Consider the following 20,880-nt stretch of genomic DNA (forward strand, 5'->3'; position numbering starts at 1 on the left):
CTAAAAAAGAAAAGAATTAGAAGGAAAGGGCATGGTTATTATTGAAAAGATGACCACAAAACACTTAGCAGACGTCATTACACTGAGTGTTGTGGAAGAACAGAAGCAGTTTGTTGGCACAATCGATGACATTCTAAAAAACGCCAATGCACAAATTCGTCCTCACGTTATTTTCGCAGAGGAACAAATGGTTGGCTTCTTTCTTATTGATACGAACTATTCGAAAACTCATGATTTTGCTAGCCAGTCCCATTCAATTGGCCTGCGAAGCTTCTTCATCAGCAAAGAACATCAAGGCAAAGGTTATGCAAAACAGGCCATTTTGGCGCTACCAACTTACCTTCGTGAAGCCTACGCCAATTATAGCCAAATTTATCTAACCGTTAATTGTCAAAACCCGATTGCCAAAGCGCTTTATTTAAAAGGCGGATTTGAAGACACCAACAGCCTTTACCATGGTGGAGCCGCTGGCCCACAGCACATTATGGTAAAGGCGTTGGTTTGAATGATTCGGTTTTTATAGCACCATTGCGGCAACCCAAGCAAAGATAACCATGCCAAAGTTTGCGTGCATAAAGGTTGGAATCACTGAATCGCGCACGTGGTCATGTTGACCATCCGCATTCAGGCCAGAGGTTGCGCCAAGCGTAATAGTTGAAGCTGGCGAACCCGCGTCACCCAATGCTGCAGAAGCGCCTAACAAGGCAACCGCCGCCATTGGCGAAAAGCCTAGCGTCAGAGCAAGGGGAATATAAATGGGCGCAAGAATCGGCACACTGGCAAAGGAGTCACCAAAACCTATGGTAATGAATAAGCCAACAATCAACATAATCGCAGCGGCCAGTGCCTTGTGATCGCCGATCAGTTCAGCCGATGCTTGTACCAAAGGTTTGATTTCTCCAGTCGCCTCTAAAACGCCAGCAAAGCCAGACGCTATGGTAATAATCACAGCAATCTGCACCATCATACGCATGCCTTGCGTGAAAACATCATCTTGCTGATCCCAACGGAAAATACCAGCAAGAGATAAAATCATAAAGCCAATCATGGCGCCGACAAGCAATGAATCAAACGTGATTTGAAATGCCAAGGTGACTGCAACCGCAATCAGCGTCATTATCAGTTGAAATGGCTTGATTACCGTGTCTTTGGTTTTTTCAAGATGTTCTAAGGCAACATCATTCGTTGTGTAGTCGCGTGGCTTGCGGTACGAGAAAAACACCGCTACCAACATACCCGCAAGAATCCCCATTACTGGCAAAAACATTGCTTTGGGCACCATATCTGCCGTTACTGCCAGACCATAGGCTGAGCCAACGTCATTGACGTTTGCTAGTAGGATTTCATTTAGGAAGATAGCGCCAAAGCCTGTTGGTAATAACAAATAGCTTGAGCTAATAGAACACGCCAATACACAGGCAATGGCGCGGCGGTCGATACGTAACTTATTAAAAATTACCAACAGAGGAGGAATCATTACCGGAATAAAGGCAATATGAACCGGCACCGCATTTTGTGACAAAATCGACGCCACCATGAAAATCCCATAAAGCAGCCACTTCACCTTAGTTTGGTGTTTTGCCTCTTCATTGCCTAACATGCTCACCAGCTTTCTAGCCAGTAAATCCAACAAACCACTGCGAGCAAGCGCAACCGCAAGCGCACCAACCATAATGTAGGTCATACCAACTTGTGAGCCGACCAACAAATTATCATTGATCGCGGCAATCGCTTCTTGAGTAGAAAGGCCACTGTGCAAACCACCCACTAAAGCGGATGCGATCAAAGCAATAGTAACGGGAACACGCACAACGCACAGAAAGATCATTAGACCAATCGCCAACACAACAGAGTTAATTGGCAAACTACCAGGATTTAGAATTCCAAAACCTAAAATTAGACAAACCACACAGGCAATAGCGATCACCTTGAATGGTGGCTTATTAGGCACATTCACAACGTTTTCGTTCATAGTATCCACATTTTGTATTTGGGGAGAAGAGATAGGCAGCGCCGTTAGCACGGCAGAAGAATTGAGCAAAAACCTATTCACAGCAAAATAACGCGACTAATTTAATTTCTAATCGGTTGACTGTAAACGCTTTATCGAAGAAAAATATTGAAAATGCCTCTGCTGGATAGAGAGGCACCAAAAGTGGGCAGAAAACAGCGTACGCCTATTAATTTACCCGACCATAAAAGGTCTTGCTTGCCGCTTCAGACAGGGCAATGCCAGGTTGTGAATTATAGGCGAGAACTGCCAACATTCGTGTGGTATCGCCTTGTGTTGGCGTGACTCGGTGAATGGCATTTCGGCCACGGAAAAGCACCAAAGCGCCGGGTTCGATAGCCAATTCTTTGACTTTTCTCTGTCCCGCGAGAACCTCACCCACCCCGCTGTAATTCATCTCGCCTGCGTCGGCGTCACGCATGTTTTCAATGTATTCAAACACACCGCCGCCCTCAGGCTTTTGAATTAACAAAGTAATGGCAAACGACGAGTTATCGAAGTGCCAACCTAACTCTTGGCCTTCGCTGGCGTAGTGTAAATTGATAGAGGAAAGGTTATCGGCGTAGTTATACAATGCTTCTTCGTCCAACACGCTGGCAAGAAAGGCACGAAATACCGCCGAATCATAAAGCTGTCGTAGTGGCGAATTACCATCAATTTGATCGTCCGTAATGCAGCCTTTAGACGAAATAACCTGTTTGTTTCTCGCATGATCATCGTCATAGCTTGGATCGACATTCGTTAAGTAAACGTTATGGGTGGACTTTGTGTACCAAGCGAGATCTTTCTTCGCCTCGCCTTCCTCAATAATGGCTTGAACCGCCTTATGACAGAGGAAATCAGGCAAAACCAACGCCCCGTTTTCTGCCAACGTCTTTTTACAATTTTCTCTAAAGTCATTATCTTCAATAGGGTAAGTTGCCTCATTAATAATATTGGATAACGACATTAGAGTTCCCCTTTAGGTTTTGATCTTTTATATTGCCAACGATATCGTCCAGATTAATGAAGTTAGCAAAACAGTTAAATCAATATTTTCCATACTTATCGTTAATTATTTCTTAACAATAATGTTTATTGAACTCGAGCCATTGGATGAAATGTATTATGAGCGAATCATGTTAAAACTGCCTAACCTGAACGGCTTAATCACCTTTATAAACGCTGCGCACACTGGCAACTTTGCGAAAACGGCAAAAGCCTTATGTATTACTCCTGCGGCTGTTAGCCAACAAATAAAACAGCTGGAATCTCATCTAGACACAACGCTGTTTGAACGCTCAAAACTCGGTGTGGAACTGACTCAAGCAGGTCAGCAATATCTATACTTTGCTAACCAAGCGATTGAAAGCCTGCAACGTGGACAAGCCAACCTAGAGCGATTAAAGCAGCAAACGATTTTTACACTGCACACATTACCCTCAGTGGCGAGCTTGTGGTTAATGCCCAAAGTACTTCATATAATGGAACAACATCCAGACCTAGAAATTCGAGTGGAAGCCAGTCATGCAGCAGTAGACTTTAACTTGAGCCGCTGTGATGCGAGCATCAGCTTTGGTAAACAAGACAAATCACTAAACCACGACTTTCTCTTTCAAGACGAAGTGCACTTAGTCGCCAGTCCATCACTCGTTAACGGAATAGCGCAGGGGGATTTAGATGCATTACTTGAAAAACCAATGATCCATATCGACTGGGGCAACGAAAATCCATACCTACCCAACTGGCAAGACTGGCTAAGCGCCGCAGGTTACCACAACCGAAAACCCAACAAAGGCTCACAATTCAACCTCTCCAGCATGGCGATCGACGCCGCCATACAAGGCAAAGGCCTACTACTTGGCCAAGGACTCTTCATCCAAAACGCCCTGGAAACAGGGCAACTCGTCACACTCAGCCCAATCACATTGCCACTAAGAAAAGCCTATTACCTTATCTATCCAGATAGAACCAAAAATAAAGACGGGGCAATGGGGCTGATAGAGCGGTTGAAGAGAGGAGGGGATTAGGTGTGGAAAGGCTTATCGGAAACTACCGTTTATTTTTGGTCCGTCTGCACCCACGCCACTTATTGGTTCAATATCAAAAATATATCCGTCAAATAAGGTATTAAACTCTTCTTCAATATCTTTCAGGAATTGTAAAATCAAATCTAATAAACTACGAAATGATGTGCAGTACCAATCTACGCCAGGCGAGATATTACGCAATACTTCTTCTTTAAAGTGCTCTAGATCTGATGGTACTTTTAGCAAATTACCAGTACTAGCTTGCGGAATCACACAATCCCAATTGAACATCGCAAACATCCAAGAATGGATTTTGTATTGAGATCTTAGTTGGCTAAATATCTTCTGTTTTTCGGGTGATAAGCTTTCGTATGCATTATCTCGACGTTGGTTAAACTCTTCCGTGTATTGTAGAACTCTATCAGCTGCATCTCCTATCCTAGGACAGAAGTATCTTTTCCACCAAGCTTCAAAATACCTCTGTTGAAATTCTAAATAAGTTAATCCAATGATATTTGTATTTTTTGTGTATTGCTCTGCACCAGATTGCAGGCCATATTTTGATACAATAAAACCAATATTAGCACCTGTTTCATGCATAACAGTGGTAAATGAATGTACAACAGATTGAGGTACTGCCGTATTCCAATTTTTGCACTCCACTATGTATTTAATTTTATCTAGACTGCAGAGGTCTATTGCAAAAACATCTACATTTACTGATCCCCGAGGCGTCTTAAGGTCTACTTCAACTTCTGCCGATAAGCCTACGTTGCGTAATATTCTCTGGACGCCTGTTTGTAGATCTTGCCAGTTTTTAGGATACGGATCGTCAATCATAGATTTCTGCTCAACTCCCTTATGTTAATAGTTTAGTATTTTTTGGGTTAGTGTTTAGATGTATTGAAAAAACTTAGCATCCGTATAATTATCTGAATAATAAGAATTTCATAAAGGAATTTTCAAGCTTGGCGATCGAGTAGCTGTGCGATTTTATTTATCTAGAGCTAGTTGTTTCTGTGCTGTAGATTCTTATGAATTGATACTAAAAGACTTTCTAGTTAGCAGCCAGCGTTTAGTTTATAAACCTTAATCTCGTTCTAAAGGACGACTTACCTTAGAAAATGAAAGCTTTGCTTTAAACCGTCTGATTACGGTTGTACCTCCCTCATGCAGACTTACGAAAACCGATAAAGTCACTTCGACGCGTTCCTTGTTAGAGAGCCGATTGCGCGACTTTATGGAGTTTCAGGGTCAGTTAAAAATAGCCTTTCTCACAACAGCAAAAACAATCTATGACTTACGATACAAGGAGAGTAGAAAGCAATCATGCGCCTATGAAAAAAATCAGCCATTAAAGATCTTAAAGCGAATTTTTGCTTTTCTTTAAACTGACGTTCTTGGGCGCTAGAAAAAAGTTACACGCCCAGCTTTTTCCTGAGTTTAAGAGCGGAATAAAGGTTGGGAATACAAAGTGTTCGAATGGAACCAAAGAGCAACCCCTCCCTAACCCTCCCCTTGAAGAAAGGGGAGGGAACAAAGCTGCGTATACGTCAAATGACGTATACCTGTAAGTCATTTCGCGCATACCTTTCTATTGGTGATTTTTTAATACTGGCTCTACGGATTTGAGGTTCTAAAAAACTCATCCGAAGACTCAAAAATATTATAAATCACAATAGGACGGCTCCAACTATGAAAATCAAAACGCTTACTTCTGCGATTGTGCTCTCTGGTGCAACGCTTATTGCGCTTCCTTCGCTGGCAGCAGACACAATCAAGGTCGGTGTATTGCACTCCTTGTCTGGCACGATGGCAATTTCTGAAACCACGCTAAAAGACACTGTCTTGATGATGGTGGATGAGCAAAACAAAAAGGGTGGTTTGCTAGGTAAGAAGATCGAAGCTGTGGTGGTCGACCCAGCATCAAACTGGCCATTGTTTGCAGAAAAAGGTCGTGAGTTATTAACCAAAGACAAAGTGGATGTGATTTTTGGTAGTTGGACATCGGTTTCTCGTAAATCGGTGTTGCCTGTATTGGAAGAATTGAACGGTTTGATGTTCTATCCAGTTCAGTACGAAGGCGAAGAGTCGTCTAAAAACGTTTTCTACACAGGGGCTGCGCCAAACCAGCAGGCGATTCCTGCTGTGGATTATTTGATGAACGAGTTGGGTGTAGAGCGTTTTGTGCTAGCTGGAACCGACTACGTTTACCCACGTACTACGAACAAAATTCTTGAAGCCTACCTAAAAGGCAAAGGCGTTGCTGAAAAAGACATCATGATCAACTACACGCCATTTGGTCATTCGGATTGGCAATCTATTGTCTCTGACATCAAAAAATTCGGTAGTGAAGGTATGAAAACCGCAGTGGTTTCTACCATCAATGGTGATGCCAACGTGCCTTTCTACAAAGAATTGGGTAACCAAGGTATTTCTTCTGAAGACATCCCTGTAGTGGCTTTCTCTGTTGGGGAAGAAGAGCTTTCTGGTTTAGATACAAAACCATTGGTTGGTCATTTGGCGGCTTGGAACTACTTCCAAAGTGTTGAAACACCAGAAAACGAAGAATTTATTAAAGCGTGGCATGCCTACACTAAAAACTCTGATCGTGTAACCAACGACCCAATGGAAGCGACTTACATCGGTTTCAAAATGTGGGCTAACGCGGTAACGAAAGCAGGTACAACGGATGTTGATGCGGTTGAGCAAGCCATGATAGGTCAAACAACACCAAACCTAACCGGTGGTGTTGCGGTGATGAATAAAAACCATCACTTGAGTAAGCCTGTGCTGATTGGCGAGATCCAAGACGACGGTCAGTTTGAAGTGGTTTGGGAAACCGATGGCGTGGTGGCGGGTGATGCGTGGTCTGACTTCTTACCTGGTTCTAAGGATCTAATTTCAGATTGGACGGCGCCGATCAAGTGCGGTAACTACAACACCAAAACTAAGACGTGCTCTGGTCAGAACTATTAATTTGACCCATTCCCAGGGGTAACCTCGACTCTCTGTCTAGGGGCTAAATTGCTTGTCTAGTCAGGGAGTCCTTTTTCCTTCAGTTACGCTCTGTTTCCGAAACCTTCCTATACATGGAGTACTACCTTGAGACGTATTACCTTGAGACATTGCATTGCACTCTGCTGCTGTCTTTTTGGGCTTTTATCCCTTCCAAGCTCTGGAGCCGAGTCGACGTCTTTGGACCCTCTTTTAGTGGAGTTGGGTGAGGCCAAAATGAAAGACGTAGAGCCAATTCTAGTCCGAATTGAAGCCGCATCCGACGACAGTATTTTGCCCCTTTTTCGTACATTACTAGAGGGCAATTTGTATTATATCGAAGCGGAAGGTCAGGTTGTTGGTCAGTTCGATGTGGATGGTCAAACGGTTTATAAAGACGTATTTACTCAACAAGTTCGATCTGACCTTCAGAAAGGAGATGTGGATAAAATTCGAGTAAACAACAAATTACGTGGCTATTTACGCAACGCCATGGCTCGAATTCAACTAACCGCAAAGTCACCTAGTGTGCGTGAAAGAGCAGTTAGAGAGCTTTTATCTAAATTAGATGACGACACGGTTGAGGTCTTAGAAGGTCTTTATCCGAACGAACCGAATAAAAAAGTAAAAGATGTCATGGAATTAGCACTGGCTATGAGTACAGCATCACAGACCCAGTTGGCACCTTCTAATCGCATTGCGGCAATTGAAAAAATGTCGACTAGCTTAGAAAGCGATGTGCGAAACCTGCTGAATCGACTTACCCGCGACGACAGCGCTGCTGTAGTGGATGCCGCCAATGTCGCGTTAGAAAAAATAGCACAACGAGTTAATCGTTTTGCTTTTGTCGATCAGTTGTTCTTTGGTTTGAGCCTTGGCTCGGTCTTATTGTTGGCGTCTATTGGTCTGGCGATTACTTTTGGCGTGATGGGCGTTATCAATATGGCTCACGGCGAAATGATTATGTTAGGCGCTTACACAACTTATGTAGTGCAGTTGATCATGCCGAATTACATCGACTATTCAATTTGGGTAGCGATCCCTGCGGCCTTTTTGGTGTCTGGCTTGATGGGGGTATTGATCGAACGCTTAGTGATTTGCCGTTTGCATGGGCGTCCATTAGAAACCTTGCTCGCTACCTTTGGTATCAGTTTGATTTTGCAGCAATTGGTACGAACTATTTTCTCTCCTCTAAACCGTCAGGTATCAACTCCCAGCTGGATGAGCGGCTCTTGGGAAATTAACCCCGTTTTATCTTTAACGCTAAACCGTTTGTATATTTTAGCCTTTGCCTTGTTGGTGTTCATCGTCTTGGTGATTGTACTGAAGAAAACCTCTCTAGGACTAAATGTTCGTGCAGTCTCGCAAAATCGCAATATGGCAAAAGCCATGGGTGTGAAAACCAATTGGGTCGATGCGATGACCTTCGGCCTGGGTTCTGGTATCGCTGGTATTGCGGGTGTTGCCTTGAGCCAGTTAACCAACGTTGGACCAAACTTGGGTCAGTCTTACATTATCGATTCCTTCATGGTGGTGGTGTTCGGCGGCGTGGGTAACTTGTTGGGTACTTTAGTTGCAGCCTTCACTTTGGGCATAGCGACGAAATTTCTTGAGCCAACCACTGGTGCGGTTCTCGCGGCTATTTTGGTGTTGGTGTTTATTATTCTCTTTATTCAAAAACGTCCTAAGGGACTCTTTCCACAAAAAGGGAGGGCGGCAGAATGACACGTCTTACAGCTTGGTTTTCTGAAGGACGCTCGACTGGCAAACACACTCTGCCATTTGTGGTGATTTTATTGAGTGTGACGATTCTGGCTTCGGCAGCGAATCTATTTTTACCCGCCGACTCTATCTTCTATGTCAGCACTTACACCATCACGCTTTTGGGTAAGTATTTGTGCTACGCCATGTTGGCGTTAGCGGTGGATATTATTTGGGGCTATTGCGGCATTTTAAGTTTAGGGCACGGGGCATTTTTCGCCTTGGGTGGTTACGCGATGGGCATGTATTTGATGCGCCAAATCGGTGATCGCGGGGTTTACGGTAACCCTTTGTTGCCTGACTTCATGGTGTTTTTGGATTGGAAAGAATTGCCATGGTTTTGGCTTGGTATGGATCAGTTTTGGTTCGCTATGTTAATGGCAGTGCTGGTGCCTGGTTTGTTGGCTTTTGTGTTTGGTTGGTTGGCGTTCCGTTCTCGCGTGACTGGCGTGTATTTATCCATCATGACGCAAGCCTTAACTTATGCCTTGTTGTTGGCGTTCTTCCGCAACGAAATGGGCTTTGGCGGCAACAATGGTTTGACCGATTTCAAAGAAATTCTTGGTTTTAACTTACAAGCTGACAGCACCCGCGTTGCTCTGTTTTTGATCACAGCGATTCTACTGGCGGTGATCTTCGTGGTCAGCCAGAAGATCTTGTCCTCTCGTCTCGGTAAGGTGGTGTTGGCGATTCGTGATTCGGAATCTCGCTCACGTTTTATTGGTTATCGCACTGATAGATATAAGGTGTGGTTGTTTGTTTATTCCGCTGTCATTGCTGGCATTGCAGGTGCCTTGTATGTGCCGCAAGTGGGCATTATCAACCCAGGTGAATTTTCTCCAATTAACTCTATCGAAATGGTGATTTGGGTAGCCGTGGGTGGTCGTGGCACCTTGATTGGTGCGGTTATTGGTGCCTTGTTGGTGAATTACGCGAAAACCCGTTTTACCGCGATTATGCCGGATGCTTGGCTGTTCGCCTTGGGCGCCATGTTTGTGCTGGTGACATTGTATTTACCAAAAGGTTTGATGGGGTTGTATGGGCAGCTAAAGGCCAAGCGAAATACAGTTATGAATAAGGAGTCGCAAGCATGAGCACCTTAGCTTCAAGCACATTAGACAGCACTCGTGAATTTTTCCGTCGTGATCAGGTTTGGCCATTTTTGGCGCCGAAGCAGGCCGAGGTAAATGTCGGTAATCAGATGATTTTGTATGTGGAAGATTTGAATCTGAGCTTCGATGGCTTTAAGGCTTTAAATAATCTCAACCTTTATGTGAACGATGGCGAATTACGTTGTTTGATTGGTGCCAATGGTGCGGGCAAAACCACCTTGATGGATGTGATTACCGGCAAAACTCAGTGTGATTCCGGCACAGTGTTCTTTGGGCAGAATCACAACTTATTGAATAAAGACGAAGCTGAAATTGCTCAGCTTGGTATTGGTCGTAAATTCCAAAAGCCAACCGTGTTTGAAGAGCAAACCGTGTTCGACAATTTAGAGTTGTCGCTTAAAACGGACAAGCGCGTCTTGCCGACCTTGTTCTCGCGTTTAACACCGACACAAATCGACCGCATTGATGAGGTATTAAAAACCATAGGTTTGGCTAAGCATAGATTCATGTTGGCGGGTGCTTTGTCTCACGGTCAAAAACAATGGTTAGAAATTGGTATGTTGCTGGTTGCTGAACCAAGGCTGTTATTGATCGATGAGCCTGTGGCGGGTATGACTGCACAAGAGACCGAGCGTACGGCTGAGTTGCTCACGTCTCTAGCGGGTGAGCGAACTGTGATTGTGGTTGAACACGACATGGAGTTTGTGCGCAGTATTGCTCGCACGGTAACGGTATTGCATCAAGGTTCTGTGTTGGCCGAAGGCACGATGGATCAGATTCAAAGTAACAAAGACGTGATTGAGGTATACCTTGGTGAAGAAGCAGCGGCAGGAGAACAGGCATGATTTCAATTAACAAGGTTGATCAACTTTACGGCGGCACGCAGATTCTTTGGGGCTTGGATTTAGAAATCGTCCCCGGTTCGATTACTTGCATCATGGGCCGCAACGGTGTGGGTAAAACCACTTTGCTAAAAGCTATTATGGGATTATTACCGATCCAAAGTGGCGAGATCACCATGGAAGGCGAAACCCTAAACAAACAAAGTGCCGAAAAGCGCGCTTACTCAGGTATTGGTTATGTTCCTCAAGGACGAGACATTTTCCCTATGCTCACAGTGGAAGAAAATCTACGTATTGGTTTGCCTGTGCGTGGCAAGCGCACAAAAGGCACTCTAAACGATAATCCAAAAGATATCCCAGACAAAATCTTCGAACTTTTTCCAGTGCTGAAAGATATGTTGCATCGTCGCGGTGGTGATTTGTCTGGCGGTCAACAACAGCAACTTGCCATTGGTCGGGCATTAGTATTAGAACCAAAAGTTTTGATTTTGGATGAGCCAAACGAAGGCATTCAGCCCAACATTGTTAAACAGATTGGCGATGTGATTTTAAAGCTGAACGAAGAAGAAGGCTTAACCGTTATCTTGGTAGAGCAAAAGCTTGGCTTCGCTCGCCGTGTAGGGAAAGAATTTCGCCTGATGGAAAAGGGGCGCATTGTGGCGGCGGATAAAATGGAAAACCTTAATGATACTTTGATAAAGCAGTATTTGGCGGTGTGATTTTTGCATTAGGTGGAATCAGCAGTCACGCGAAAGACGCTTATAGGGCATCCATGAATAATAAACATAATCTTGCTTTTGCAGAACAATACGACCCAAAGCCGTTGCCAGAAACAAACATGCCAGTGACGGGGGAAGCTTCTCACTGGCATGCGTTTCTGACCTTAGGCTTCGGTAAAACCACTCGCGGTACCGTGTTGAAAACCTGTGATCACAAAGGGCCTTTGTACGTGCAAAAGCCCTTTTATCCTGAAGGTCGAGACACGGCACACGTGTATTTATTGCATCCACCGGGCGGTTTGGTGTCGGGTGATCGCCTCACGATTACGGCAAACCTAGCCGAAAATACTCACGTTTTAATCACTACGCCTGGGGCAGGTCGTGTTTATCGTGCTCGTAAAGACAAAACCTTACAGCATCAAATTACCCAGTTAAACGTCGCTGAAAACAGCTTAATGGAATGGTTACCACAAGAAACCATTCTTTATCCGAATGCCCACACTCGCCTTGAAAACTGCATTGATCTTGCGGATAACGCCAAATTTATCGGTTGGGAAATTACTTGTTTTGGCCTGCCAGCCAACCAAGAAAATTTTGGCGAAGGCCACGCAGAGCAAGGTTTTCAGATTCGCCAGAACGGTCGTCTTAAAGTGCGAGAGCGCTTGGTGATAGACGATAGCAGCCGAGCTATTTTTAGCGCCAAAGCCGGACTAGATAGCAAGCCAATCAATGGTTTGATGATCGCTGGGCCGTTTGATTCAGCCAATCAGGACGATTTGATCGATTCTTTACGTCAGCATTGTACCCAACATGGGTCACTAAGTGGCGTAAGCATGGTAGGTGAGTACATCTTAGTTCGCAGCCTTCACGATGATTCAGAACAAGTAAAACAGCTATTTATTCAGTGTTGGCGAGATATTCGCCCGGCATTAATCAACAAAAAATCCAATGAACCGAGGATCTGGTCGACCTAAAAAAAGCGCGGTCGACCTAAAAAGGTGCGTACGCTCTTTTTTGGTTCAACGAAAACAATCATAAAGATAAGTAACGGAGCATAAAAATGGAACTCCTCCCAAGAGAAAAAGACAAGCTGTTGGTATTTACCGCTGCCTTACTAGCCGAACGACGTTTGAATCGCGGCCTTAAATTGAATTATCCCGAAGCCATGGCGTACATCACTATGGAAATTATTGAGGGTGCTCGCGATGGTAAAACGGTGGCGGAGTTAATGGCCTATGGCAAAACCTTATTGAGTGCCGAACAAGTAATGGACGGTGTGGTGGAGTTGATCCATGAAGTACAAGTTGAAGCCACATTCCCAGATGGGACGAAACTTGTCACCGTTCATAATCCTATAAATTAGGGAAGGAGAAGTCTCATGATTCCAGGTGAAATTCAGGTAGCCGTAGGAGACATTGAACTCAATGTAGGCCGTAAGACGGTGAAGATTCGTGTCGAAAATACCGGCGATCGTCCTGTGCAAATTGGCTCCCATTATCATTTTTATGAGGTGAATCCTGCTTTGTCTTTTGATCGCACCGTGACTAAAGGCTTTCGCTTGAATATTGCTTCTGGCACCGCAGTGCGATTTGAGCCCGGCCAAGGCCGTGAAGTGGAATTGGTCGAATACGCGGGCACGAAAACCATTTATGGCTTCCGTGGTGACGTCATGGGCACATTGGCAGGAGCAGAATAATGGCGACGATGGACAGACAAAGTTACGCGCAAATGTTCGGCCCAACCACGGGCGACCGCGTGCGTTTAGGCGATACCGATATTTGGATTCAGGTGGAAAAAGATTTCACCGTGTATGGCGACGAAGTGAAATTCGGCGGCGGCAAGGTTATCCGCGACGGCATGGGGCAAAGCCAAGTGACCAATGACGTAGCCGTGGATTTAGTGATTACCAATGCCTTGGTGTTAGATCATTGGGGCATTGTGAAAGGCGACGTTGGCATTAAAGAAGGCCGTATTTTTAAAGTCGGTAAAGCCGGCAATCCAGACGTGCAAGATAACGTTGATATTGTGGTTGGACCGGGCACCGAAGTTATCGCTGGCGAAGGTTCGATTTTGACTGCGGGTGGCATCGATGCGCACATTCATTTTATTTGCCCGCAGCAAATTGAAGAGGCTTTGACTTCTGGCGTCACCACCATGATTGGCGGCGGCACAGGGCCTGCAACAGGAACCAAAGCGACCACTTGTACACCTGGGCCTTGGTATCTTGGCAAGATGTTACAAGCCACCGACAGCATGCCGATGAACTTGGGCTTTTTGGGCAAAGGCAACGCCAGTCTGCCAGAAGCCTTAGAAGAACAGCTAGAAGCGGGCGCTTGTGGTCTGAAATTGCACGAAGATTGGGGAACCACGCCAGCGTCGATTGATTGTTGTTTGAGTGTCGCGGAAAAATACGACGTACAAGTGGCGATTCATACCGACACCTTGAATGAATCGGGCTTTGTCGATAGCACCATTGATGCCTTTAAAGATCGCGTAATTCACACCTACCATACCGAAGGCGCGGGCGGCGGCCATGCGCCGGATATTATTCGTGCGGCGGGTAATCCAAATGTTTTGCCATCGTCGACCAATCCAACGCGCCCTTATACGCGCAACACGGTAGACGAGCATTTAGACATGCTGATGGTTTGCCATCATTTGGACAGCAATATTCCAGAAGATGTGGCCTTTGCCGATTCGCGTATTCGCAAAGAAACCATTGCCGCGGAAGATATTCTGCATGATCGTGGTGCCTTCAGTATGATTTCGTCTGATTCCCAAGCTATGGGTCGAGTAGGCGAAGTCGTGACTCGTACATGGCAAACGGCTCACAAGATGAAGCAGCAGTTTGGCTTATTGCCAGAAGATCAAGAGCTTGGCGCGGACAATTTCCGTGCTCGTCGTTACATCGCCAAGTACACCATCAACCCAGCGATAGCCCATGGTATTAACCATGAAGTGGGCTCGATTGAGCCAGGGAAAATGGCGGATTTAGTTTTATGGAAACCCGCTTTTTTTGCGGTGAAGCCTTCGATGATTATTAAGGGGGGCATGATTGCCAGCGCGCCAATGGGCGACCCAAATGCCTCTATTCCGACGCCACAGCCAGTGCATTATCGTCCTATGTTCGGTTCGTTCGGTAAGGCGGCAGCCGCAACGTCTGTGACCTTTGTTTCTCAGGCGGCATTGAATAATGGCTTGAAGGAAAGTCTTGGTTTGGATCGTACTTTGGTGGCCTGTAAAAATACGCGCAATATTTCCAAACTCGACATGATTCACAACGATTGGCTACCAAATATTACCGTTGATCCGCAAACCTATGAAGTACGTGCCGATGGTGAATTATTAACTTGCGAGCCAGCGGAAGTCTTGCCCTTGGCTCAGCTTTACACTCTCTTTTAGGGAAGTTTATTTTAGGAACATACCATGCTAGATATTTACGAAAGATTAGGCACTCATTGTCACGATCCAGTCCACACCACAGTGACCTTAACTCATGAACAGCGTGATCGTGGGCGTTTAAAGTTGGTGGGCGATAACAAGGAAGAGGTTCGCGTTTTCCTTGAGCGTGGTAAGCCACTGTTAGTCGGAGAGTTTTTAAAGTCCGAATGCGGCAAGATCGTTCAAGTGACTGGCGCAGTAGAAGACGTTGCCCATGCCAGCTGTGACGATTGGGAAGCTTTTTCCAAAGCCTGTTATCACTTGGGCAACCGTCACACCAAAATCCAAATTGGCGAACGTTGGCTACGCATTAAACCTGATCACGTTTTAGAAGACATGTTGCACATGCTTGGTTTGATCGTCACTCATGAAGAAGCCGTGTTTGTCCCAGAATCTGGAGCTTATAGTCATGGACATAGTTACCACTGACATCAGCTTATTGCGGCTTTTGCAATTAAGCAGCGTCGGCTTACCTGTGGGCGGTTTTGCCTTTTCACAAGGTATGGAATATGCCATCGACCAAGGCTGGGTGAAAAATAAAGCGGAAGTGTCCGCTTGGATCGGTTTGCAACTACAACAGTCTGTAGCGAGGGTCGATTTGCCCGTCTTGCAGCGTTGCATGGCAGCAGCTAAACAACAGGATACTGAACGCTTAATCGAACTGAATGATTTGATCCTTGCGTGCCGAGAAACCAAAGAACTGCGTTTAAACGACACCGCCATGGGTGAAGCTTTGTTTCGCTTGTTGGGTAGCTTGCAAATAGACACACCATTTAAGCGTTTAGATGAAATGAGTTTTGTCACCTTGTTTGCCATTGCCGCGAGCCATTGGAATTTGAAATCTGATCTTGCGTCGTTGGGTTTTGCTTGGTCTTGGTTAGAAAATCAAATCGCCGCCGCGACCAAATTGGTTCCCCTTGGGCAAACTCAAGCACAAGAGTTGTTAGGTGAATTACAGAAAGACATTCGACAGGCCATTGCCATGTCTTTAACCGTTGAAGAAGACCGCATTGGCGCTGGGTTACCTGCCATCGCCATTGCCAGTGCTCAGCACGAAACACAATACTCGCGGCTGTTTCGCTCTTAATTCCCTCCCCTTATGAAGGGGAGGGCTAGGGTGGGGTTCTAGGGCTTTTTGACCCCCTCCCAACCTCCCCCTTGGCAGGGAGGAGCTAAGAGCAGCAGAGATTTAATTATTTAGATAAGAACAAGGAATCCAGTATGAAAAAACAAACGTTACGAATTGGTGTGGGCGGTCCAGTAGGATCAGGCAAAACGGCATTGCTGCGTTCTTTATGTAGCGCGATGCGAGACCATTACAACATTGCCGTGGTGACCAATGATATTTATACCCAAGAAGATGCGAAGTTCTTAACTCAGCATGAGGCGTTAGATGCCGATCGTATCTTGGGTGTCGAGACTGGCGGTTGCCCACATACGGCGATTCGTGAAGACGCGTCGATGAACTTGGCGGCGATTGACCAACTATTAGAGCGCCATGGCGAATTGGATGTGGTGTTTGTGGAAAGTGGTGGCGACAATCTGAGCGCGACTTTTAGTCCAGAGTTATCCGATTTTACGATTTATGTGATCGATGTCTCCGCTGGTGACAAAATTCCACGAAAAGGTGGTCCAGGTATTACCAAGTCCGATTTGTTGATTATTAATAAAACTGACCTAGCCCCTTTGGTTGGCGCGTCTTTGGATGTGATGGCACACGATGCCAAGATTCAACGCGGTGATCGTCCGTTTATTTTTTCAAATCTTAAAAAAGCCCAAGGTTTGGATGAAATTATTCAGATTATTGTGTCGGAAGGTATGTTGGAAGCGAAAGAAATACCAGCAGCGAAAGCCGTCGTTTAAACGACTACAGCGTTCTTAACGACGTTGAGCAGTATTCAGTATTAGGAGAAAGAGAGTATGAATGCATTGAAAACAAAAGGTTTGTTGGTAGCGGCCTGCGTATTAGCGTCAGGTTCTGTTCTGGCACATCCGGGGCATGAACAAGCTTCTAGCTTTATGACGGGATTTGCTCACCCAATGGGTGGTTTGGATCATCTTTTAGCGATGGTGGCGATTGGTCTTTGGGCCGCGAGCATGGGCGGTCGCGCTTTGTGGGCGATTCCGGCTGCGTTTGTTGTAACCATGTTGCTGGGCGGCAGTTTAGCCGTGGCAGGTTTGAATCTAGCATTTGTTGAGCAGGGTATTTTATTGTCTGTCATCGTTTTGGGCGCTTTGGTGTTGCTTGCTAAGCGTTTACCAACGGCGGTTTGCGTGGCGATTGCGGGTGGTTTTGCGCTATTCCACGGTGCTGCGCACGGTGTGGAAATGCCTTTGAATGCCAATGGTCTGCAATATGCGCTGGGCTTTGCTGTGGCCACGGCTTGTTTGCATGTGGTTGGCCTTGGTTTTGGTCAGTTAATGGCGAAAATCGGCACGCCTTTGGCGACGCGTATTAGTGGTTCTGTGATTGCTGTTGCAGGCTTGGTGCTTGCTCTTGTATAAGCCTATGAGCGGTATGTTATGGCCTAAGCGTGAGACTCTATGACGGCTGCACAAAAGATCTTTAAAGTACGGCGCCACTATAATAAATGGGTCGCCGACCAAACGATGGAAGACTATGCCTTGCGCTACACTTCCAAACAAGGTCATACCATGAGCATCGAGCGTGTCGGTCATACTGCGCTCGGTGCAACGGCGTTTTTGGCGTTGGAAGGTCTGGCAGCCGTTATTACTTTAGCTTATGGTTTTACCAACGCGGTGGCGGCCATTCTTACTGTGTTGGCGGTGTTTTTTATAACGGGTTTTCCCATTGCCTATTATTCTGCCAAGCATGGTTTAGATATAGACTTACTGACCAGAGGCGCGGGTTTTGGTTATCTCGGATCGACTATTACCTCGCTGATTTACGCGACTTTCACTTTTATATTCTTTGCCATTGAAGCGGCTATTTTGGCCTCTGCTATGGAAGTTCTGTTAGGCATTCCCTTGGCCTTGGGTTACGCGCTTTCAGCAATATTTGTGATTCCCATCGTGACGCATGGTATTCGGGCTATTAGTCGTTTTCAAAACGGTACTCAATGGATTTGGTTGGTGTTGCAAGTGGCGGCTATCGGCGTGGTGGTTACGCAGGAATACCAAAACTTCGAAGGCTGGACTCAATATGCGCCGGTGGATTTACCACAAAGCACGCATTTCGATTGGATATTATTTGGCTCGGCGGCGTCTGTGTTATTTGCCTTGATGGCGCAGATTGGTGAGCAGGTCGACTATCTACGTTTTTTTCCAATCAAGAGTAAGCAAAATCGTCGCCGCTGGTGGTTCTGGTTAATTTTAGCCGGTCCCGGTTGGGTGTTTATTGGCGCCATCAAAATGCTGTTGGGCTCATTTTTGGCCTACTTGGCAATCTCCGATGGTGCTTCTGCGATACAAGCTACAGACCCAACTTACTTGTATCAGCGAATCTTTTTCTTTTTAACTACCTCTCCGACCACTGCGCTGATTTTAGCAGCGGTGTTTGTTTTTATCTGTCAGATGAAAATCAATTTAACTAACGCGTATGCGGGTTCTATTGCTTGGTCGAATTTTTTCTCACGTTTAACTCATTCTCATCCGGGCCGCGTGGTTTGGTTGGTCTTTAACGTGACTATTGCGCTATTGCTTATGGAGTTAGGCATTTATCAAGCGTTAAGTGCTATTTTAGGCGTGTTTGCCATTGCGGCAGTGAGTTGGTTAGGCAGCTTATCGGCGGATTTATTGATCAACAAGCCCTTAGGATTAAGCCCCAATTATGTGGAGTTCAAGAGGGCGCATTTATACGATATCAACCCAGTTGGAACGGGATCAATGCTAATCGCGACGACATTAGGGTTAATAAGTTATTTAGGAGTCTTTGGCGAAGTCGCAAAAAGCTTGTGTCATTTTATTTCTCTGGGTTCTTGCTTTGTGTTTGTGCCGTTGATTGCTTGGCTTACCAAGGGGAAGTATTACCTTGCGCGCCAAAGTCCTGAACTGATTCCAATGATTGAGCTAGCAAAGCAACGCAACCCTAAATATGTCACTCTAACTTGTGGGATTTGTGAGAACGCTTTTGAAACTGAAGATATGAGTTTTTGCTCAGCCTATATGCAGCCTATTTGTTCCTTGTGTTGTTCTTTAGATGTGCGATGTTTAGACAGTTGCAAGCCGAAGGCAAGCATTGGACAGCAAAGTGATTACTTTTTGAAGTTGTTTTTACCCAAGAGACTAGTGAAAGCGCTGAGCTCTCGCTTTGGCCGTTTTGCTTCCTTATTGCTAATAATCAATATTATCAATGCCGCACTGATGATGTTGATTTATACACAAATGGCACCGAATTCAGCAAATGAAGTGGTTTTGTTAAAAGACACTATGTTGGCCTTATTCTTCACGCTATTGATCGTTTCTGGTGTGTTGTCATGGCTATTCGTATTGGCTCATGAAAGCCGTTTAGTGGCTCAGAAAGAGTCCAATCGTCAAACTCGAAAACTGATTCGCGAGATTGACGCTCACCAAGAAACGGATCGCGCATTACAAAATGCAAAAGAGCAAGCCGAGCAGGCAAACGAAGCAAAAAGCCGATATCTTACTGGTATTAGCCACGAATTACGCACGCCGCTGCAATCTATTATTGGTTATGCGCAACTCTTGTCCGAGAAAGCCAATACGCCATCAGGGCACCAGAACGGTTTGGATATCATTCATCGTAGTGGTTTGTATTTGGCGGATTTGATCGAAGGTTTGTTGGATATTTCGAAGATAGAAGCGGGGCGCTTTGATCTATACCGCAATACGGTGGATCTGCCGAAATTGATCGATCAGTTAAACAGCATGTTTTCTATGCAGGCTCGTGACAAAGGTATTCAACTGCAATCTAAAATTCTCGCCCCTTTGCCTCAACACGTGGTGACAGACGAAAAGCGTTTGCGGCAAATCTTGATCAATCTGTTATCAAATGCGGTGAAATACACACCAAAAGGCTCGGTTTTGTTTGAAGTGAATTATCGCAACCAAGTGGCGGAGTTTGTGATTCGCGATACAGGTGTTGGTATTAAAGAAGGACATCTAAAACGTATTTTTGATCCCTTCGAGCGAGTCCGCGACATTAGCACTGGCAATTTACCCGGCACAGGCTTGGGCTTGACCATAGTGAAGCTGTTGACGGAAATTATGGGCGGTGATTTGCAGGCGCGCTCAGTGGTCGGCGAGGGCAGTGAGTTTCGCGTTAGTCTGATGTTGCCTTGGGTCAGTCAAGGAGACGGCTCTGCTTATGAATATAAACGCATCGTGAGTTACCGAGGTTATCAGCGCACTCTGATGGTAGTGGACGATGACCCAGTGGTACGTGGTTTGTTGTCGGATATTCTGGTGCCGCTGGGCTTTAATGTTCTGGAAGCCTCCGACGCTGAAGCTTGCTTGGATGAGCTGGATTCTTGCTCGCCAGATTTATTCGTATTAGATGTCTCCATGCCCGGTATGGATGGGTTGAGTTTAGCTAAGTTGCTACGTGATCAAGCTTATAGTGCGCCAATTATTATGTTGTCTGCTGATGCCAAAGAGAATCAGCGTAAGCCTGATGAGCAAGCGGCGTTTAATCAGTATTTAGTCAAACCGGTTAATAACAGCGCCTTGTTGGATGCGATTAAACATTGGTTGGTGCTTGATTGGGTTTATCAAGAAACAGAATTAGACACCTTAGCACCGACTGTCATTCAGAAGCTTTCAGGAAGCAGCGAAGAGCAAGAGCAAAAAGTGTTAGATGAACCGACCATTCCAGACCATGAAAGTGTGCGTGAACTAATGGCGTTCGCAGAAATGGGTTATAAAAAGGGCGTGCGTGGTGTGCTGGATCAATTGGCTAAAACAGACGTAATCGCTCCGAATCATTTGCAGCACTTAGAAAGTTTGTATCAAAGTTTTCAGTTCGATGCGATTGCCCAATATATACAAAAAAGTCATGTTTAATCCGTG

Annotated in this window: 19 protein-coding genes; 16 read left to right on the forward strand and 3 right to left on the reverse strand. The window is 45.5% G+C overall.

Features of this window, described 5'->3' with window-relative positions:
• The first annotated feature begins 31 nt into the window (after positions 1-31).
• Positions 32-505 (forward strand): GNAT family N-acetyltransferase, encoded by a 474-nt coding sequence (locus C1X04_RS03480; RefSeq protein WP_110575698.1) that lies wholly within the window; start codon positions 32-34, stop codon positions 503-505.
• A 12-nt stretch (positions 506-517) separates the two neighbouring features.
• On the opposite strand, the gene C1X04_RS03485 is transcribed toward C1X04_RS03480, so the two are convergent.
• Positions 518-1,858, reverse strand: a complete 1,341-nt coding sequence (locus C1X04_RS03485) for a Na+/H+ antiporter family protein (RefSeq protein WP_217495019.1) — start codon at positions 1,856-1,858, stop codon at positions 518-520.
• A gap of 322 nt (positions 1,859-2,180) precedes the next feature.
• Positions 2,181-2,960, reverse strand: coding sequence for a 2OG-Fe(II) oxygenase (locus C1X04_RS03490; protein ID WP_137169185.1), 780 nt, complete (start codon positions 2,958-2,960; stop codon positions 2,181-2,183).
• A gap of 169 nt (positions 2,961-3,129) precedes the next feature.
• On the opposite strand from C1X04_RS03490, the gene C1X04_RS03495 reads away from it, so the two are divergent.
• On the forward strand, positions 3,130-4,020 hold the full coding sequence (locus C1X04_RS03495) for a LysR substrate-binding domain-containing protein (RefSeq protein ID WP_137169186.1): 891 nt from the start codon (positions 3,130-3,132) through the stop codon (positions 4,018-4,020).
• Between the two features lie 12 nt (positions 4,021-4,032).
• Here the strand turns inward: C1X04_RS03495 and C1X04_RS03500 are convergent, their stop codons facing one another.
• Positions 4,033-4,860 (reverse strand): restriction endonuclease, encoded by an 828-nt coding sequence (locus tag C1X04_RS03500; RefSeq protein WP_137169187.1) that lies wholly within the window; start codon positions 4,858-4,860, stop codon positions 4,033-4,035.
• Between the two features lie 855 nt (positions 4,861-5,715).
• On the opposite strand from C1X04_RS03500, the gene urtA reads away from it, so the two are divergent.
• The 14 genes from urtA (at position 5,716) to C1X04_RS03570 (ending at position 20,874) form a co-directional block, all read left to right on the forward strand.
• Entirely contained in the window at positions 5,716-6,999 is a 1,284-nt protein-coding gene (gene urtA, locus C1X04_RS03505) for an urea ABC transporter substrate-binding protein (RefSeq protein ID WP_110575696.1), read from the forward strand.
• A gap of 141 nt (positions 7,000-7,140) precedes the next feature.
• Positions 7,141-8,742: an urea ABC transporter permease subunit UrtB gene (gene urtB, locus C1X04_RS03510; RefSeq protein ID WP_137170707.1), complete on the forward strand. Its 1,602-nt coding sequence runs from the start codon at positions 7,141-7,143 to the stop codon at positions 8,740-8,742.
• On the forward strand, positions 8,739-9,872 hold the full coding sequence (gene urtC / locus C1X04_RS03515; RefSeq protein ID WP_110575694.1) for an urea ABC transporter permease subunit UrtC: 1,134 nt from the start codon (positions 8,739-8,741) through the stop codon (positions 9,870-9,872). The genes urtB and urtC overlap by 4 nt, the downstream gene beginning before the upstream one ends.
• Positions 9,869-10,735 carry an urea ABC transporter ATP-binding protein UrtD gene (gene urtD / locus C1X04_RS03520; protein ID WP_137169188.1) on the forward strand — a complete coding sequence of 289 codons (867 nt, stop codon included), beginning with the start codon at positions 9,869-9,871 and terminating at the stop codon, positions 10,733-10,735. Before urtC ends, urtD begins: the two co-directional genes overlap by 4 nt.
• A complete protein-coding gene (gene urtE, locus C1X04_RS03525; RefSeq protein WP_110575690.1) occupies positions 10,732-11,451 on the forward strand; it encodes an urea ABC transporter ATP-binding subunit UrtE in 720 nt (239 codons plus the stop codon). The genes urtD and urtE overlap by 4 nt, the downstream gene beginning before the upstream one ends.
• A 53-nt stretch (positions 11,452-11,504) precedes the next feature.
• Positions 11,505-12,425 carry an urease accessory protein UreD gene (locus tag C1X04_RS03530; RefSeq protein WP_137169189.1) on the forward strand — a complete coding sequence of 307 codons (921 nt, stop codon included), beginning with the start codon at positions 11,505-11,507 and terminating at the stop codon, positions 12,423-12,425.
• 86 nt (positions 12,426-12,511) lie between these two features.
• Entirely contained in the window at positions 12,512-12,814 is a 303-nt protein-coding gene (locus tag C1X04_RS03535; protein WP_110575688.1) for an urease subunit gamma, read from the forward strand.
• 15 nt (positions 12,815-12,829) lie between these two features.
• Positions 12,830-13,147 (forward strand): urease subunit beta, encoded by a 318-nt coding sequence (locus C1X04_RS03540; RefSeq protein ID WP_110575686.1) that lies wholly within the window; start codon positions 12,830-12,832, stop codon positions 13,145-13,147.
• Positions 13,147-14,853, forward strand: coding sequence for an urease subunit alpha (ureC, locus tag C1X04_RS03545; protein ID WP_137169190.1), 1,707 nt, complete (start codon positions 13,147-13,149; stop codon positions 14,851-14,853). The genes C1X04_RS03540 and ureC overlap by 1 nt, the downstream gene beginning before the upstream one ends.
• Before the next feature lie 24 nt (positions 14,854-14,877).
• On the forward strand, positions 14,878-15,321 hold the full coding sequence (locus C1X04_RS03550) for an urease accessory protein UreE (RefSeq protein WP_137169191.1): 444 nt from the start codon (positions 14,878-14,880) through the stop codon (positions 15,319-15,321).
• The gene (locus tag C1X04_RS03555) at positions 15,302-15,979 is read left to right on the forward strand and encodes an urease accessory protein UreF (protein ID WP_175404889.1); all 678 of its coding nucleotides are present in this window, start codon (positions 15,302-15,304) and stop codon (positions 15,977-15,979) included. Before C1X04_RS03550 ends, C1X04_RS03555 begins: the two co-directional genes overlap by 20 nt.
• 134 nt (positions 15,980-16,113) lie before the next feature.
• Positions 16,114-16,755 (forward strand): urease accessory protein UreG, encoded by a 642-nt coding sequence (gene ureG, locus C1X04_RS03560; RefSeq protein WP_137169192.1) that lies wholly within the window; start codon positions 16,114-16,116, stop codon positions 16,753-16,755.
• A 57-nt stretch (positions 16,756-16,812) separates the two neighbouring features.
• Complete coding sequence (locus tag C1X04_RS03565) at positions 16,813-17,397, forward strand: HupE/UreJ family protein (protein ID WP_137169193.1); 585 nt, start codon at positions 16,813-16,815, stop codon at positions 17,395-17,397.
• Between the two features lie 39 nt (positions 17,398-17,436).
• Complete coding sequence (locus tag C1X04_RS03570; protein ID WP_137169194.1) at positions 17,437-20,874, forward strand: ATP-binding protein; 3,438 nt, start codon at positions 17,437-17,439, stop codon at positions 20,872-20,874.
• Positions 20,875-20,880 lie beyond the last annotated feature (6 nt).

Origin of the sequence: Marinomonas sp. FW-1 (assembly GCF_005222245.1) — a bacterium.
GTDB classification, from domain to species: Bacteria; Pseudomonadota; Gammaproteobacteria; order Pseudomonadales; family Marinomonadaceae; genus Marinomonas; species Marinomonas alcarazii.

Bases quoted from the DNA above. Each gene is read 5' to 3' on its own strand.
- C1X04_RS03480 (WP_110575698.1), top strand. From the start codon at position 32: ATGGTTATTATTGAAAAGATGACCACAAAACACTTAGCAGACGTCATT.
- C1X04_RS03490 (WP_137169185.1), bottom strand. From the start codon at position 2,960: ATGTCGTTATCCAATATTATTAATGAGGCAACTTACCCTATTGAAGAT.
- C1X04_RS03495 (WP_137169186.1), top strand. From the start codon at position 3,130: ATGTTAAAACTGCCTAACCTGAACGGCTTAATCACCTTTATAAACGCT.
- C1X04_RS03500 (WP_137169187.1), bottom strand. From the start codon at position 4,860: ATGATTGACGATCCGTATCCTAAAAACTGGCAAGATCTACAAACAGGC.
- urtA (WP_110575696.1), top strand. From the start codon at position 5,716: ATGAAAATCAAAACGCTTACTTCTGCGATTGTGCTCTCTGGTGCAACG.
- urtC (WP_110575694.1), top strand. From the start codon at position 8,739: ATGACACGTCTTACAGCTTGGTTTTCTGAAGGACGCTCGACTGGCAAA.
- urtD (WP_137169188.1), top strand. From the start codon at position 9,869: ATGAGCACCTTAGCTTCAAGCACATTAGACAGCACTCGTGAATTTTTC.
- urtE (WP_110575690.1), top strand. From the start codon at position 10,732: ATGATTTCAATTAACAAGGTTGATCAACTTTACGGCGGCACGCAGATT.
- C1X04_RS03530 (WP_137169189.1), top strand. From the start codon at position 11,505: ATGAATAATAAACATAATCTTGCTTTTGCAGAACAATACGACCCAAAG.
- C1X04_RS03535 (WP_110575688.1), top strand. From the start codon at position 12,512: ATGGAACTCCTCCCAAGAGAAAAAGACAAGCTGTTGGTATTTACCGCT.
- C1X04_RS03540 (WP_110575686.1), top strand. From the start codon at position 12,830: ATGATTCCAGGTGAAATTCAGGTAGCCGTAGGAGACATTGAACTCAAT.
- ureC (WP_137169190.1), top strand. From the start codon at position 13,147: ATGGCGACGATGGACAGACAAAGTTACGCGCAAATGTTCGGCCCAACC.
- C1X04_RS03550 (WP_137169191.1), top strand. From the start codon at position 14,878: ATGCTAGATATTTACGAAAGATTAGGCACTCATTGTCACGATCCAGTC.
- C1X04_RS03555 (WP_175404889.1), top strand. From the start codon at position 15,302: ATGGACATAGTTACCACTGACATCAGCTTATTGCGGCTTTTGCAATTA.
- ureG (WP_137169192.1), top strand. From the start codon at position 16,114: ATGAAAAAACAAACGTTACGAATTGGTGTGGGCGGTCCAGTAGGATCA.
- C1X04_RS03565 (WP_137169193.1), top strand. From the start codon at position 16,813: ATGAATGCATTGAAAACAAAAGGTTTGTTGGTAGCGGCCTGCGTATTA.
- C1X04_RS03570 (WP_137169194.1), top strand. From the start codon at position 17,437: ATGACGGCTGCACAAAAGATCTTTAAAGTACGGCGCCACTATAATAAA.